Raw genomic sequence first — 14813 nt, 5'->3', positions numbered from 1 at the left:
CGGGGGCAATGTCAGAGCTGACCCTGACGGTCATGCGGTTGGGTTTCCTGGCCGTTCTGTGGCTGTTCGTCATCGTGGCCGTCCAGGTCATCCGCAGCGACCTCTTCGGTACGCGCGTCACCCAGCGCGGCTCGCGCCGCGGCGGGAACGCGCCCGGAGCGCCCGCGCAGGGCGGCGGCGGCCGCCAGGCCGCCGCGCCGCCACAGCAGCGCCAGCGCCGCGGAGCGCCTACCAAGCTCGTCGTCTCCGAGGGCACCCTCACGGGCACCACGGTCGCCCTCGCGGGGCAGACGATCACGCTCGGCCGGGCACATGACTCAACGATCGTGCTGGACGACGACTACGCGTCCAGCCGCCATGCCAGGATCTACCCCGACCGTGACGGCCAGTGGATCGTCGAGGATCTCGGGTCCACCAACGGCACGTATCTCGACCGGACCCGGCTGACCACCCCGACGCCCATTCCGCCGGGCGCCCCGATCCGCATCGGCAAGACCGTCATCGAGCTGCGGAAGTAGTACGAGAATGAGCGAGCGGAGCGAGCGAGCCGCGGCAGTCCGGACCACCCAGGACACGGACCCGAGCGCGCTCCCGACCGGAGGGTGGGCAGTGTGGCTCGAGACCGGTTGTACCCGGAGGAATCGACTGGGCAGGTGCGCATGAGTCTGTCCCTGCGGTTCGCCGCCGGATCCCACAAGGGCATGATCCGCGAGGGCAACGAGGACTCCGGCTATGCCGGTCCCCGTCTCCTCGCGGTCGCCGACGGCATGGGCGGCCAGGCCGCCGGCGAGGTCGCCAGCTCCGAGGTGATCTCCTCCCTCGTGCAGCTCGACGACGATGTCCCGGGCTCCGACATCCTCACGTCGCTCGCCACGGCCGTGCAGCGCGCCAACGACCAGCTGCGCGTCATGGTCGAGGAGGACGCCCAGCTTGAGGGCATGGGCACCACCCTGACCGCGCTCCTGTGGACCGGCCAGCGCCTCGGACTCGTCCACGTCGGCGACTCCCGCGCCTACCTGCTCCGCGACGGCGTCCTCACGCAGATCACCCAGGACCACACCTGGGTGCAGCGCCTCGTCGATGAGGGCCGCATCACCGAAGAGGAAGCCACCACCCACCCGCAGCGCTCGCTCCTCATGCGGGCGCTCGGCAGCGGTGACACCGTCGAGCCCGACCTCTCCATCCGCGAGGTCCGTACCGGCGACCGCTACCTCATCTGCTCCGACGGGCTGTCCGGCGTCGTCTCCCACCAGACCCTGGAAGAGACCCTCGCCGGCTACCACGGCCCCCACGAGACCGTGCAGGCCCTGATCCAGCTCGCCCTGCGCGGCGGCGGACCGGACAACATCACCTGCATCGTCGCGGACGTCCTCGACACCGACAGCGGCGACACCCTCGCCGCCCAGCTGAACGACACCCCGGTCGTCGTCGGCGCGGTCGCCGAGAACCAGCACCAGCTCTTCGACGGCAACGCCATGCAGACCCCGGCGGGCCGCGCCTCCGGCCTGGGCCGCCAGGCCCCCCCGCCGGCCGGCGCCTTCGGGCCCCCCGGCAGCGGCGAGGCCCCCGGCTACGGATACCCCGACCAGAGCCAGGGCGGCGGCGCGTACGGCAGCTTCGGCGAACCCGACCCGTACGACGACGACTCGCGCTACGAGGACACGTACGACCACCCCCGCCGGCGCCGCAGCAAAGGGCGCAAGTGGACCACCCGCACCCTGATCCTGCTGATCGTCGCCGGTGTGGTCGGAGGCGGCCTCTACGCCGCCCACCGCTGGACCCAGACGCAGTTCTACATCGGCGTCAAGGGCGAGCACGTGGCGCTCTTCCGCGGCATCAGCCAGAACCTCGGGCCGCTGGAGCTCTCCAAGGTGGAGACCGACCGCACCGACATCGAACTGAAGTACCTGCCGCCCTTCAAGCGGAAGCTGGTCGAGGCCACCATCACCGAGACCAGCCTCGACGGCGCCCGTCAGAAGATCGACGAACTCGGCGTCCAGGTCACCGCGTGCAAGAAGGACGAGGAGCGCCGCGCCGCGGAAGCGCAGAACCCACCGGCACCCGGCCCCAGCCTGACTCCCACGGAGCAGTCGCTGGTCGGCCTCTGCGGCAAGCAGTAGTACACACCCGCGGGCACAGGGGGCCTGCCACACCATGAGCGTAGTCACCAACACGACCACCATCGGCGCCATCGAGCTGCCGAGCCGGCGGAACACCGAGCTCCTGCTGCTCGCGTTCGCCGTGGTCATCCCGATCTTCGCCTACGCCAACGTGGGCCTGTCGATCCACGGCAAGCTGCCGCCGGGCATGATCGCGTACGGAGGCGGCCTGGCCGTCCTCGCCGGCATCGCCCACCTCGTGGTGCGCCGCTACGCGAAGTACGCCGACCCGCTGCTGCTGCCGATCGGCACGCTGCTCAACGGGCTCGGCTGCGTCCTGATCTGGCGGCTCGACCAGTCGGAGCGGCTGCAGAACCTGGCCAAGCGCCAGTTCGGCCAGTTCTCCGAGTCGGCCCCCCGCCAGATGATGTACACGGCGCTCGCGATCGCCCTGTTCGCCGCCGTGCTGCTGCTCCTCAAGGACCACCGCACCCTGCAGCGCTTCACGTACATCTCGATGGCCGCCTCGCTGGTCCTGCTGATCCTGCCGGTCATCCCGGGCCTCGGCGCCGACGTCTTCGGCGCGAAGATCTGGATCAGCGTCGCCGGCTTCTCCATCCAGCCCGGCGAGTTCGCGAAGATCGTCATCGCGATCTTCTTCGCCGGCTACCTGATGGTGAAGCGCGACGCCCTCGCGCTGGCCAGCCGCCGCTTCATGGGCCTCTACCTGCCGCGCGGCCGCGACCTCGGCCCGATCCTGATGATCTGGGCGATGAGCCTGCTCGTCCTCGTCTTCGAGAACGACCTCGGCACCTCGCTGCTCTTCTTCGGCATGTTCGTGATCATGCTGTACGTGGCCACCGAGCGCACCAGCTGGATCGTCATCGGCCTCGTCATGAGCGTGGCCGGCGCGGCCGTCGTCGGCGCGACCGCCAGCCACGTCAAGGCCCGTGTCACCGCCTGGCTCGACCCCTTCGCCTGCTACACGAAGTCGGGCGCCTGCGAGCAGGTCGGCCAGTCGATCATGAGCTTCGGCTCCGGCGGGGTGCTCGGCACCGGCTGGGGCCAGGGCAACTCCGACCTCATCGGATTCGCCGCCAACTCCGACTTCATCTTCTCCACGGTCGGCGAGGAGCTCGGCCTCGCGGGCGTCATGGCCTTCCTCCTGCTCTACGGCCTGATCATCGAGCGCGGTGTGCGCACCGCACTCGCCGCCCGCGACCCCTTCGGCAAGCTCTTCGCCATCGGCCTCTCCGGCGCCTTCGCCCTGCAGATCTTCGTGGTCGCCGGCGGAGTCATGGGCCTCATCCCCCTGACCGGTATGACCATGCCCTTCCTCGCGTCCGGCGGCTCGTCCGTCCTCGCCAACTGGGCCCTCATCGGGATCCTCATCCGGATCAGCGACACCGCACGCCGCCCCGCCCCGGCCCCGGCTCCGTCCCCCGACTCCGAGATGACCCAGGTGGTCCGCCCGTCATGAACAAGCCCCTGCGTCGCATCTCGATCTTCTGCGGGCTGCTCGTCCTCGCGCTGCTGATCCGCACCAACTGGCTCCAGTACGTCCAGGCCGACGAACTCAGCACCCGCAAGGAGAACCGCCGGGTCCAGATCGCCCAGTACGCCACCCAGCGCGGCAACATCATCGTCGCGGGCGGCCAGGCCATCACGGGCTCCGCCGCCACCGACGGCAGCGACTACAAGTACAAGCGGGTCTACAACGACGGCGCACTCTGGGCACCGGTGACCGGTTACGCCTCCCAGGCCTTCGGCTCCACCCAGCTCGAATCCCTCGAAGACAAGATCCTCACCGGCAACGACGACCGGCTGTTCTTCGACCGCACCGTCGGCATGTTCACCGGCGAGAAGAAGGCCGGCGGCAACGTCGTCACCACTCTGCTGCCCGAGGCCCAGAGGGCCGCCTTCGAGAAGCTCGGCGACAAGACCGGTGCCGTCGCCGCCATCGACCCGCGCACCGGCGCCATCCTCGCGCTGGTCAGCACCCCCTCGTACGACCCCTCCGTCTTCGCCGGCAACTCCAAGACCGACGAGAAGAACTGGGTCGAGCTGAAGGACAGCCCGGAGAAGAAGCTCGTCAACCGGGCCCTGCGCGAGACGTACCCGCCCGGCTCGACCTTCAAGGTCGTCACCGCCGCGGCCGCGCTGGAGCACGGCGTCGTCACCGACATCAACGCGCCGACGGACACCCCCGAGCCGTTCCTCCTGCCGACGACGCAGACGCCGATGGTCAACCATGCCAAGGGCTGCGAGAAGGCGACCCTCAACTTCGCGCTCCAGGTGTCCTGCAACTCCGTCTTCGCCAACATCGCCGACAAGGTGACGAAGGACAAGATGCTGGAGACCGCGCAGAAGTTCGGCTTCAACAACGACAAGATCGACACCCCGGTCCGGGCGTTCGCCAGCGTCTACGACAAGAACATGGACCGGCCGGGCAACTCGCTCTCCGCGATCGGCCAGTTCAACACCGCCGCCACCCCGCTCCAGATGGCGATGGTCGCCGCAGCCGTCGCCAACGACGGCAAGCTGATGAAGCCGTACATGGTCGACCAGCTCACCGCGCCGAACCTCGACGTCATCGAGAAGCACGAACCGCAGGAGATGAGCCGCCCGCTCTCCGCGGCCAACGCGCAGAAGCTCCAGCAGATGATGGTCAACGTCGTCGAGAACGAGAACGGCACCGGCGGCAAGGCCAAGATCAAGGACGTCACCGTCGGCGGCAAGACCGGCACCGCCCAGCACGGTGAGAAGAACGCCAAGCGCCCCTACGCCTGGTTCATCTCCTACGCCAAGACCGACAAGGGCTCCCCGGTCGCCGTCGCCGTCGTCATCGAGGACAGCGAAGCCTCCCGCGAGGACATCACCGGTGGCGGCCTCGCGGCCCCCGTCGCGAAGGCCGTCATGGAAGCCGTGCTGAAGAACCAGAACAAGGGCTGACGGAGGAGCGCAAGGGCCGACAGCAGCGCAAGAGCCGAACCGGAGTGATCCACATCACCGTTCCCGCCCGGATCCGAGCGTACGGTACCGGTCCGGTATCAGCCTGTGGTCACGAACCGATCACCGACGATCGGCCGGTAGCCTTTGCGCGAACAGCACACCGCCGGACCACACACGGGTGCGGTCGGGACTGACGGAGAGGGCTGCAACGTTATGGAAGAGCCGCGTCGCCTCGGCGGCCGGTACGAGCTGAGCCACGTGCTCGGCCGCGGTGGCATGGCCGAGGTCTACCTCGCCCACGACACCCGGCTCGGCCGTACCGTCGCCGTCAAGACCCTGCGCGCCGACCTCGCCCGCGACCCGTCCTTCCAGGCCCGGTTCCGGCGCGAGGCCCAGTCGGCCGCTTCGCTCAACCACCCGGCGATCGTCGCGGTCTACGACACCGGCGAGGACTACGTCGACAACATCTCCATCCCGTACATCGTGATGGAGTACGTCGACGGCTCCACCCTGCGCGAGCTCCTGCACTCCGGCCGCAAGCTGCTGCCCGAGCGCACCCTGGAAATGACCATCGGCATCCTCCAGGCCCTCGAGTACTCGCACCGCGCCGGCATCGTGCACCGTGACATCAAGCCCGCCAACGTGATGCTCACCCGCACCGGCCAGGTCAAGGTCATGGACTTCGGCATCGCCCGCGCCATGGGCGACTCCGGCATGACCATGACGCAGACCGCGGCCGTCATCGGCACCGCCCAGTACCTCTCCCCGGAGCAGGCCAAGGGCGAGCAGGTCGACGCGCGCTCCGACCTCTACTCCGCGGGCTGCCTGCTGTACGAACTCCTCAGCGTCCGGCCGCCGTTCATCGGCGACTCCCCGGTCGCCGTGGCGTACCAGCACGTACGGGAAGAACCGCAGCCGCCGTCGAACTTCGACCCCGAGATCACGCCCGAGATGGACGCGATCGTGTTGAAGGCGCTGGTCAAGGACCCCGACTACCGCTACCAGTCCGCCGACGAGATGCGCGCCGACATCGAGGCCTGCCTCGACGGCCAGCCCGTCGCGGCCGCCGTGGCCATGGGCGCGCCCGGCTACGGCTACCCCGATCAGGGCCACGGCTACGGTCACCAGGGCTACGACCAGCCCACCACGGCCCTGCGCACGGCCGACGCGGGCCAGACCTCGATGCTCCCGCCGATGCCCCCGGGCGAAGGCGGCGGATACGGGTACGGGGACCAGGGCCAGGGCGGCTACGACCAGGGCGGCCACGGCCGGCGCCCGCAGAAGAAGAGCAGGGCCTCGACGATCCTGCTGGTCACGGCGGGCATCCTCGTCCTGGTCGGCGCGATCCTCATCGGGCGCTCCCTCTTCAGCGGCGGCGCCGACAACCGGCCCAGCGTGCCCAAGCTCATCGGCCAGACCTTGGAGCAGGCCCAGAAGACCGGCGACAACGTCGGGCTCAAGGTCGAGAAGGAAGCCGACGAGGCCTGCGACAACCAGCCCAAGGGCAACATCTGCTCGCAGAACCCGGCGCCCGACACCAAGGTCGACAAGGGCTTCACGGTCAAGGTCAAGGTCTCCTCGGGCGCGCCGGACCTTCCGGTGCCCAACGTCCTCAACCTGAAGTTCGAGGACGCGGAGAAGGCGCTCAAGGACAAGGGCTTCGCCGTCGAGAAGAAGACCCAGGAGTCCGAGCGGCCCGCCGGCACCGTCCTGGACCAGGACCCGAAGAACGGCACGGCCCAGAAGGGCTCGACCGTCACGGTGACCGTCGCCAAGGAACAGGCGAAGTCCGAGATGCCGGACCTCCTCGGGAAGACCCGGGAGCAGGCGATCAAGGCGCTGAACGACGCCAAGCTCAAGCTGGGCAGCCAGACGGAGGTCGACTCCCCCGGAGCCGCGCCGAAGACGATCGTCCAGCAGCAGTTCCAGCCGGGCGAGCAGCTCGCGGTGGGCACGACGGTCAACGTCCAGATCGCCAAGGCCTCGCAGCAGACCCAGGTCCCGCAGCTGATCACCAAGACCGTCGCCCAGGCCAAGGCGGACCTGGCGAGCCGGGGCCTGAGCCTCCAGGTCATCGCGGGTCCGACGGACGACAAGGCGATCGTCATGATCACCGACCCGCCGGCGGGCACCCCGGTCGAAGCGGGCCGGGTCATCAACGTCCAGACGGTGGCCGGCCAGCAGAACGGCGGCAACAACGGCGGCGGCAGCATCTTCGACGGCCTGACGGGCGGCCGGAGCTAGTAGGCCCCTTTCCCCGCGGAGACACGGGAAAGCCCCTGTGAGCGGCTCTGAGGCCGCTCACAGGGGCTTTCCCGTGTCAGCGCACCGGCGCCGTCAGCGCAGTTCCGCCGGGAGCGTGCGCTGCGCGTCCACCTTCTCCGTGCGCACCAGCTCGCCCCACACGATGTAGCGGAACTTCGACGTGTACACCGGTGTGCAGGTCGTCAGCGTGATGAAGCGGCCCGGCGCCGTCCGGCCCGACTCCTTCGGGACCGCGGAGATCACGTCCACGTTGTACTTCGACGTCTGGCGCAGCTCCGCGAAGACCTTGTACACGTACCAGGTGTCCCGCGTCTCGAAGACGACCGCGTCGCCGTTCTTCACCTTGTCGATGTTGTGGAACTTCGCGCCGTGCCCGTCCCGGTGCGCCGCCAGGGCGAAGTTCCCCGACGCCTCCCAGGGCAGGGCCGCCTTCACCGGGTCCGTGTAGTACCCGGCCACGCCGTCGTCGAGGACGTCCGGCGCCGTGCCCTGCTTGACCAGGACCTCGCCGTTCTTCATGGCCGGTACGTGCAGGAAGCCGATGCCGTCCTTGGTGTCCAGCGCCCCCGGCGCCGCGGCCCCGTTCGCCCCCGGGCCGGTCTGCCACTGCTGGCGGATCTCGTTGCCGCGCGCCGACGCCTGCCGGTCCGCGAGCACGTTCGTCCACCACAGCGAGTACGCGACGAACAGGCCGAGGACGAGGCCCACGGTGATCAGGAACTCGCCCAGCAGGCTCAGGAACCCGGCGAGCACACTGCGGCTCGGGGGCGGCGACGCGGCACGTGACACTGCTTGTTCGTCCTTACGGGCTGGCCAGCGCGGGCGGAGCACCCTGGCTGCGGGGGCGTTCGTCGGTCATCCTGCCCCATACGATCATCCGGTAGGTGCTCGTGAACTCGGGGGTGCAGGTCGTCAGCGTGATGTACCGGCCCGGGGCGGTGAAGCCCGAGCCCTCCGGCACCGGTTTGATCACCGAGACGTTCGTCGGCGGGGTCTGCGCCAGCGACGAGGTGATCTCGTACGTGTAGTACGCGTCCCGCGTCTCGACCACGACCGGGTCCCCCGGCACCAGCCGGTTGATGAAGCGGAACGGTTCGCCATGGGTGTTGCGGTGGCCCGCCAGCGCGAAATTGCCCTGCTTGTCGGCCGGCATCGCCGTCTTCAGCGCGCCGTCCCCGTAGTGCCCGACCATCCCCTTGTCGAGCACCTTCGGCTTGCTGACCCCCTCCGCCACCGGCACCTTCACGTCCAGTTTCGGGATGTGGAGGATCGCGAAGCCCTCCCCGGGCTCGAACGCCGAGATCTGCGGGGCGGCGGCCCCGCCGGGGTCGCGTTCCCAGTTCTTCTGCAGCGAGCCGGCCGCCCCGTTCGCCGTCCGCTCCGCCAGTACGTTCGTGTACCAGAGCTGGTAGGCGACGAACAGCAGCATCACCACGCCCAGCGTGATGAACAGCTCCCCGGCGAGCCGGCTCAGGGCGACCACCGGGCCGCCCGACGCGGGCCGCCTGCGCCGACGGCCCCCGCTGCGCCTGCGCGTGCGCTTCGCCGCCTCCTGAGCTGCTCTGCGCCGCGCGGCCCGGCCCTCCGTGGGCGCGGACGGCGCGACCGCGGTCACGCGACGGCCTTGCCCACCACCGGGGCCAGCCCCACCGAGCGCTCGACGGCCCCCGCGTCCCCGCAGCGCACCAGCCAGTTCGCGAGCATCCGGTGGCCCCACTCGGTCAGCACCGACTCGGGGTGGAACTGCACGCCCTCGACGTCGTGCTCCCGGTGCCGCAGCCCCATGATGATCCCGTCTTCGGTGCGCGCGGTCACCTCCAGCACGTCCGGCAGGGTCCCCGGCTCGGCCGCGAGCGAGTGGTAGCGGGTCGCGGTGAACGGCGACGGCAGCCCCGCGAAGACGCCGAGGCCCTCGTGCACCACCGGCGAGGTCTTCCCGTGCAGCAGCTCGGGAGCCCGGTCCACGACGCCCCCGTACGCCACGGCCATGGACTGCATGCCGAGGCACACGCCGAAGACCGGGACACCGGTGTCGGCGCAGTGGCGGACCATGTCGACGCAGACGCCCGCCTGCTCCGGCGTGCCCGGTCCGGGCGACAGCAGCACGCCGTCGAAGCCGTCCTGTGCGTGGGCGAGTTCGACCTCGTCGTTGCGCAGCACCTCGCACTCCGCGCCGAGCTGGTACAGGTACTGGACCAGGTTGAAGACAAAGCTGTCGTAGTTGTCGACAACCAGAATGCGCGCGCTCACGGAGTGGCTCCCGATCCCTCGTCCACCGTTACGTCGTTGAACGGGAGGAGCGGCTCGGCCCACGGGAAGACGTACTGGAAGAGCACGAAGACCACTCCGAGGACCAGTACGAGAGAGATCAGCGCGCGAACCCACGCGTTGCCCGGCAGATGCCGCCAGATCCAGCCGTACATGCCGTCTGTTTCCTATCCGTCCACGATCGACCACCGCACCGCGGGGGCGGTACGCCAACAGACTAAAGGCAGCGGCCCGGCCGGGTGGGTCAGCTCGGCAAACCCTCCGGCCGCCCCTGGGCGAGCGTGCGGGTCCCGGTCAGCTCCGCCCAGACGACCAGCCTGTGGCTGTGGCCCCACTCCGGGTCGCAGGTCGTGAGCGTCAGGTACCGTCCGGGTCCGGTGAAGGGCGACCGGCGCGGCACGGGGTCGACCACCCCGATGTCGGTGGGCAGGGTGCGCAGCGGCTCGCCGCGGACCGTGTACGTGTACCAGGTGGTCGCGTCCTTGAGGATCACGGCGTCCCCGGGGCGCAGCTCGGGGAAGTCCTTGAAGGGGTCGCCGTACGTCCGCCGGTGGCCCGCGACCGAGAAGTTCCCGGTGCCTCCGAGGCGGCCGGTGCCCGCGTAGTGGCCGAGGCCCTTCTTCAGCAGCTCGGTGCCGGTGCCCTCCAGGACCGGCTTGTTCCAGTCCGGGCCGAAGCGAGGGACGTACATCTCGGCGAAGGCCCGGCCCGGCGGGTATCCGGGCTGCTCCTGCTCCTGCTCCGGTGGCGCGGGCTGCGGGGTGGCGGCGGGCGCGGGGGCCGGCGCCCCCGCCGAGGCCCAGCGGTCGCGCATCCGGGCCATCTCCCCGTCCATGGCCCGGTCGGCCTTGACCCCGGTCCACAGCAGGACGTACGCCACGAACAGCACGATCAGCGTGCCGGCCGTCAGGCACACCTCGCTGAACGTCCGCACCACCAGGCGCAGTACGACGTCACGGCGTACTGCTCGCGGAGGCGGCGTCCAGCGGCTTCGCATAGTGGAGGTCCACTGTGCCGGAGTAGCCGGGGAGTGTCAGCTCCTTGTGCTCGTCCACTTTCCAGCCCAGTCCGTACGCCGACACGTACAGCTGGTAGTTCTGCAGGGCCGGGGAGGCGGCGAGCGCCTTGCGCAGCGCGGCCGGGTCCCCGACGGCGCTGACCTTGTACGGGGGCGAGTAGACGCGGCCCTGGAGGATCAGCGTGTTGCCGACGCAGCGCACCGCGCTGGTGGAGATCAGCCGCTGGTCCATGACCTGGATGCCCTCGGCGCCGCCCTGCCACAGGGCGTTCACCACGGCCTGGAGGTCCTGCTGGTGGATCACCAGGTCGTTGGGCTGCGGCTCGGGCACGTTGGGGATGCGGGCGGTGGCGTTCGGCGGGGCGTCGTTCAGGGTGACCGTGAGCCCCTTGCCGGACAGCGGCTCGGTGCCCGAGGCGACCCGCAGGGCGGCCAGTTTCGCGTCCTCGGCCTTGGTGCTGCCGTCGTCGCGGTCGGCGAGGGCGTCCACCCGGCCGCGGGCGGCCGCGGTGCTCTGTTCGAGCAGCGCGTTGTTCTGGCTGCGCTCGTGGATGAGGTCCGAGAGCTTGAGGAGCGAGGCGTCCGTCCGGATGTTCGTACCCTTGGAGGTGTTGAAACTGGTGACGAAGATGAGACCGGCCAGGGCGAAAACGGCGGCCGTCAGCAGCCGGACCGCTCTGGCCCGGCGACGGGGACCCGCGGAGGAGTCGTCGGAATTGCTCAACGTACCCTTCTCCTTCAACGCCACAGGTCCACTACGCTAACGGACGCCCGGGGCAGGCAAGGTCCCCAGCGCATCGACAGGAGAGCCCCTCGTGCCGAAGTCACGTATCCGCAAGAAGGACGACTACACGCCGCCGCCGGCGAAGCAGGCGCAGACCATCAGGCTGACCAACCGCAGCTGGGTCGCCCCGGTCATGCTGGCGTTCTTCCTGATCGGTCTCGCGTGGATCGTCGTCTTCTACGTGACCGAGACCCAGCTGCCGATCGAGGCACTGGGCAACTGGAACATCGTGGTCGGATTCGGCTTCATCGCGGCGGGATTCGGCGTGTCCACGCAGTGGAAGTGACCGGCCCCTGATCACGCGCCGGCAAGCACAGGCGCACCGGGTCCGACAAGCTCTCCCCATGAGTTATCCACAGCGTCATCCACACCTGAGGAAAAGACAGAAGATCTGTGGATAACTCTGTGGAGCGTTGACGCCGGTGTGATCAGGTGAGTTCGGCCGTACGCACCAGTACCACCGCCGCTGCCAGCAGGAACGCCGCTCCACAGGTCCCCCACTGGACCAGTGTGCGCGTCCTGCCGGCGGCCGGTCCGACCATGCCCAGACCGACCAGCAGGCCGGTCACCAGGCCGCCGATGTGGGCCTGCCAGGACACGGACAGGCTGCCGCCGAAGGGCACGAAGGTCAGCACGAGCATGAGCACGACCATGGTGATGACCGGCCGCATCTCGTAGCGCAGGCGGCGCACCAGCACGACGGTCGCGCCGAGCAGACCGAAGATCGCGCCGGAGGCGCCGAGGGTCGGCGTGTTCGGCGCCGTCAGCAGATAGACGAGGGCGCTTCCGCCCAGACCCGCCAGCAGGAACACGGCGAGGTAGCGGACCCGGCCCAGGGCCGCCTCCAGCGGGCCGCCGATCACCCACAGGGCCAGCATGTTGCCCCCGATGTGCCACCACTCCACATGCAGGAACACCGAGCTCATCAGCCGGTAGTACTGGCCGGTGGAGACCCCTTCGACGGGGCCGCCGAAGTATTCGACGTACCGCCCGAGCAGCTCCAGCTGGACCACGACCGCCGGAGCGAGCAGGCCCACCAGGAACACCGCGGCGTTGATCCCGATGAGGATCTTGGTGACCAGGTGCGGATCGGCGGCGACCACCCCGCCCGCGACGGTCCGCGGCGCGTTCGCGGCCGGGGCGTGCCCCGTACCGGAGCCGTCACGGACGCATTCGGGGCACTGGAAGCCGACCGAGGCGCTGATCATGCACTCGGGGCAGATGGGGCGCTCGCAGCGCGTGCAGCGGATCCCCGTGTCGCGGTCCGGGTGGCGGTAGCAGCCCGGCAGACGGTCGGTGTCCATCGGTCCCCTCGGTCAGCGGCGGGACGGGCGGTGCGCCCCGCCGGTCGTCCGGCTGTGGCCCCATCGGTTGCCACGCATGCAGGACGGACGGGCGGGGCGGAAAGGTTCCCGGGGCGACGGCTCGGGGGTCAGCGCTTCTCGACGACGACGGACTGGATGATCACGTCGTCGAGGGGGCGCTCGGTGCGCGGGTTCGTCCCCAGGCCGGCGATGTCGTCCACGATCTTCTGGCTGGCCTTGTCGGTGACCTCGCCGAAGATGGTGTGCTTGCGGGTCAGCCAGGCGGTGGGCGCGACGGTGATGAAGAACTGGGACCCGTTGGTGCCCGGGCCGGCGTTGGCCATGGCGACCAGGTACGGCTTGGTGAAGGCCAGGTCGGGGTGGAACTCGTCGGCGAACTGGTAGCCGGGGCCGCCGGTGCCGTTGCCGAGCGGGTCGCCGCCCTGGATCATGAAGCCGCTGATGACGCGGTGGAAGACGGTGCCGTCGTACAGCGGATCGGTGGTCTTCTGGCCGTCGGTCGGACGGGTCCATTCGCGGGCGCCCGTGGCCAGCTCCACGAAGTTCTTGACCGTCTTCGGAGCGAAGTTCGCCAGGAGCTCGATCTCGATGTCGCCGTGGTTGGTCTTCAGGGTGGCGTAGAGCTTCTCGGCCACGGATCTGCCTTCCATAGTCATCACTGTCGGTCCAGATCCTCCCACGGAGCGCTGCGCGGCACAGAAATCCTCCACCCGTATGCCCTGTCACGCATGCCGCCCAGCGGTATGGCAGGCATGATCCGACAAAGGGTGGAAAGGTGAACTGTGTCCGCCACCGAGGAGGAGGATCCTGTGACCCGCAAGGACAGCGTGCACCTGGCCGCCGAAAGCGCCAGGGACACGGCGAGGCACGCAGCGGAAGCGGTGGCGCCGTACGCAGCGGCCGCCAGGGAAGCCGCCGTGCAGTACGCGGCCGAGGCGAACGAGCGGCTGGCACCGAAGGTCTCGTACGCGACCGCCGAGGCGGCCCGCCAGGCCCGTACGGCGTACGACGCGCATCTGCACCCGAGGATGAGGGCGGCCCGCACGCACGTGCCCCCGAACGTGGACCGCGCGGCGACGATGGCCGTGCACCACACGCGCCGTGCGGCGCGGCAGGCGGCCGACTACACGCAGCCGAGGCTGGAGAGCGCGCTGGCGGCGGCCCAGCCGGTGGCCGAGGAGGCCGCGTCCCGGTCGACCGCGGCCCTGGCGGCGCTGCGCGGCCAGGTGTCGGCCAAGGAGATCCAGAAGCTGGTCAAGCGCCACGAGCGGCGGTGCCGGACCGGCCGGGCGTTCAAGTACGTGGCCGTGGTCGGCCTGGTGGCCGGCGCCGCGTACATGGCGTGGCGGTGGTGGGACCAGCAGTCGAACCCGGACTGGCTCGTCGAGCCTCCGGCCGCCACGGAGCTGTCGCGCGAGCGCGAGCAGGCCAGCTTCGACGACGAGCTGGCGGCGAAGGAGCGCGAGGTCTCCAACGGCTCGGCGGACGAGTGAGCCGGCTCTGACCGCATGGCGAGAGGGCCCGGATCCGTGGGATCCGGGCCCTCTCGCCGTCTGCGGTCAGTGGGGGAGGGTGAGCACCTGGCCGGGGTGGACGAGCTCGGGGTTCGAGCCGATGACCCCCCTGTTCATCGCGTAGAGCTCGCGCCAGCGGGCCTCGTTGCCCAGTTCCCGGCGGGCGATCGCGGAGAGCGAGTCGCCCTCCCGCACGGTGTACGTACGCTTCTTGGCGGCCGGCATCGGCTTGGGCGCCGGAGCCGCCGGCACCGCCTTGTGCGCGGCGGACGTGGGCGTCGGGGTGTGCGGCGCGGGCTTCGGCGGGGCCGCGGCGGCCATGCGCTCGGCGGCGGCCTTGGTGGCCGAGACGGCGTCGGTGTACTTCGCCGCGTAGTCGGCGGACGCGGCCGCCGCGGCCTTCTCCGCGGCCTCGTGCTTCTTCTTGTCGGACTTGAGGAAGTCGAAGAGTCCCATTGGTCTGTACGCCTCCGGCGTGGTGTCGCCCCCTGGCTCGGTGCCTTCCCCCACTGTCGGACAGTCGGGGCCGCCCGGCCCTGTGACAGGGCCAACCGGGGGACCCCGGCGGGGCCCGCCCTGCTGTTACCG

General features: G+C 70.0%; 15 protein-coding genes and 1 pseudogene. 7 read left to right on the top strand and 9 right to left on the bottom strand.

Translation table 11 applies throughout. From position 1 onward, the window contains the following. The first annotated feature begins 8 nt into the window (after positions 1-8). The 5 genes from OG509_RS19300 (at position 9) to pknB (ending at position 7295) form a co-directional block, all read left to right on the top strand. Entirely contained in the window at positions 9-518 is a 510-nt protein-coding gene (locus OG509_RS19300) for an FHA domain-containing protein (RefSeq protein WP_406183682.1), read from the top strand. A gap of 141 nt (positions 519-659) precedes the next feature. After that, positions 660-2120 carry a PP2C family serine/threonine-protein phosphatase gene (locus OG509_RS19295; protein ID WP_030153128.1) on the top strand — a complete coding sequence of 487 codons (1461 nt, stop codon included), beginning with the start codon at positions 660-662 and terminating at the stop codon, positions 2118-2120. Positions 2121-2154: 34 nt separating this feature from the next. Continuing rightward, on the top strand, positions 2155-3579 hold the full coding sequence (locus OG509_RS19290) for an FtsW/RodA/SpoVE family cell cycle protein (RefSeq protein ID WP_030153129.1): 1425 nt from the start codon (positions 2155-2157) through the stop codon (positions 3577-3579). Further along, the gene (locus OG509_RS19285) at positions 3576-5051 is read left to right on the top strand and encodes a peptidoglycan D,D-transpeptidase FtsI family protein (protein WP_406183681.1); all 1476 of its coding nucleotides are present in this window, start codon (positions 3576-3578) and stop codon (positions 5049-5051) included. The genes OG509_RS19290 and OG509_RS19285 overlap by 4 nt, the downstream gene beginning before the upstream one ends. Before the next feature lie 213 nt (positions 5052-5264). Further along, positions 5265-7295 carry a Stk1 family PASTA domain-containing Ser/Thr kinase gene (pknB, locus tag OG509_RS19280; RefSeq protein ID WP_406183680.1) on the top strand — a complete coding sequence of 677 codons (2031 nt, stop codon included), beginning with the start codon at positions 5265-5267 and terminating at the stop codon, positions 7293-7295. Positions 7296-7388: 93 nt separating this feature from the next. Here the strand turns inward: pknB and OG509_RS19275 are convergent, their stop codons facing one another. The 6 genes and pseudogenes from OG509_RS19275 to OG509_RS19250 form a co-directional block, all read right to left on the bottom strand. Beyond that, complete coding sequence (locus OG509_RS19275; RefSeq protein ID WP_406183679.1) at positions 7389-8105, bottom strand: class E sortase; 717 nt, start codon at positions 8103-8105, stop codon at positions 7389-7391. A 13-nt stretch (positions 8106-8118) separates the two neighbouring features. Further along, positions 8119-8946 (bottom strand): annotated as a pseudogene (locus OG509_RS19270) (class E sortase); the annotation flags it as partial. Beyond that, positions 8928-9566, bottom strand: a complete 639-nt coding sequence (locus OG509_RS19265; RefSeq protein ID WP_403733932.1) for an aminodeoxychorismate/anthranilate synthase component II — start codon at positions 9564-9566, stop codon at positions 8928-8930. The gene OG509_RS19265 and the pseudogene OG509_RS19270, both read right to left, overlap by 19 nt. After that, on the bottom strand, positions 9563-9739 hold the full coding sequence (locus OG509_RS19260; protein ID WP_030153138.1) for a hypothetical protein: 177 nt from the start codon (positions 9737-9739) through the stop codon (positions 9563-9565). Before OG509_RS19260 ends, OG509_RS19265 begins: the two co-directional genes overlap by 4 nt. 89 nt (positions 9740-9828) lie before the next feature. After that, positions 9829-10581, bottom strand: a complete 753-nt coding sequence (locus OG509_RS19255) for a class E sortase (protein ID WP_406183678.1) — start codon at positions 10579-10581, stop codon at positions 9829-9831. Beyond that, a complete protein-coding gene (locus OG509_RS19250) occupies positions 10538-11326 on the bottom strand; it encodes a DUF881 domain-containing protein (protein WP_385587049.1) in 789 nt (262 codons plus the stop codon). The genes OG509_RS19255 and OG509_RS19250 overlap by 44 nt, the downstream gene beginning before the upstream one ends. A gap of 91 nt (positions 11327-11417) precedes the next feature. On the opposite strand from OG509_RS19250, the gene crgA reads away from it, so the two are divergent. Continuing rightward, positions 11418-11672 carry a cell division protein CrgA gene (gene crgA, locus OG509_RS19245; RefSeq protein ID WP_030153143.1) on the top strand — a complete coding sequence of 85 codons (255 nt, stop codon included), beginning with the start codon at positions 11418-11420 and terminating at the stop codon, positions 11670-11672. Between the two features lie 142 nt (positions 11673-11814). On the opposite strand, the gene OG509_RS19240 is transcribed toward crgA, so the two are convergent. Next, on the bottom strand, positions 11815-12690 hold the full coding sequence (locus OG509_RS19240) for a rhomboid family intramembrane serine protease (protein ID WP_385587046.1): 876 nt from the start codon (positions 12688-12690) through the stop codon (positions 11815-11817). 128 nt (positions 12691-12818) lie between these two features. Continuing rightward, complete coding sequence (locus tag OG509_RS19235) at positions 12819-13346, bottom strand: peptidylprolyl isomerase (RefSeq protein WP_406187625.1); 528 nt, start codon at positions 13344-13346, stop codon at positions 12819-12821. A gap of 174 nt (positions 13347-13520) precedes the next feature. Between OG509_RS19235 and OG509_RS19230 the strand changes: the two genes are divergently transcribed. Beyond that, positions 13521-14204 carry a DUF5324 family protein gene (locus OG509_RS19230; RefSeq protein WP_406183677.1) on the top strand — a complete coding sequence of 228 codons (684 nt, stop codon included), beginning with the start codon at positions 13521-13523 and terminating at the stop codon, positions 14202-14204. Between the two features lie 66 nt (positions 14205-14270). Here OG509_RS19230 and OG509_RS19225 read toward each other — a convergent pair whose 3' ends face one another. After that, entirely contained in the window at positions 14271-14681 is a 411-nt protein-coding gene (locus OG509_RS19225; RefSeq protein ID WP_387290672.1) for a LysM peptidoglycan-binding domain-containing protein, read from the bottom strand. Positions 14682-14813 lie beyond the last annotated feature (132 nt).

Origin of the sequence: Streptomyces sp. NBC_01006 (assembly GCF_045162725.1) — a bacterium.
Lineage (GTDB): Bacteria > Actinomycetota > Actinomycetes > Streptomycetales > Streptomycetaceae > Streptomyces.
The sequence above is the reverse complement of the archived record's forward strand: the minus strand, read 5'-3'. Positions and strand labels throughout refer to the sequence as shown.

Bases quoted from the DNA above. Each gene is read 5' to 3' on its own strand.
- OG509_RS19240 (WP_385587046.1), bottom strand. From the start codon at position 12,690: ATGGACACCGACCGTCTGCCGGGCTGCTACCGCCACCCGGACCGCGAC.
- OG509_RS19290 (WP_030153129.1), top strand. From the start codon at position 2,155: ATGAGCGTAGTCACCAACACGACCACCATCGGCGCCATCGAGCTGCCG.
- OG509_RS19260 (WP_030153138.1), bottom strand. From the start codon at position 9,739: ATGTACGGCTGGATCTGGCGGCATCTGCCGGGCAACGCGTGGGTTCGC.
- OG509_RS19285 (WP_406183681.1), top strand. From the start codon at position 3,576: ATGAACAAGCCCCTGCGTCGCATCTCGATCTTCTGCGGGCTGCTCGTC.
- OG509_RS19225 (WP_387290672.1), bottom strand. From the start codon at position 14,681: ATGGGACTCTTCGACTTCCTCAAGTCCGACAAGAAGAAGCACGAGGCC.
- pknB (WP_406183680.1), top strand. From the start codon at position 5,265: ATGGAAGAGCCGCGTCGCCTCGGCGGCCGGTACGAGCTGAGCCACGTG.
- OG509_RS19255 (WP_406183678.1), bottom strand. From the start codon at position 10,581: ATGCGAAGCCGCTGGACGCCGCCTCCGCGAGCAGTACGCCGTGACGTC.
- OG509_RS19295 (WP_030153128.1), top strand. From the start codon at position 660: ATGAGTCTGTCCCTGCGGTTCGCCGCCGGATCCCACAAGGGCATGATC.
- OG509_RS19300 (WP_406183682.1), top strand. From the start codon at position 9: ATGTCAGAGCTGACCCTGACGGTCATGCGGTTGGGTTTCCTGGCCGTT.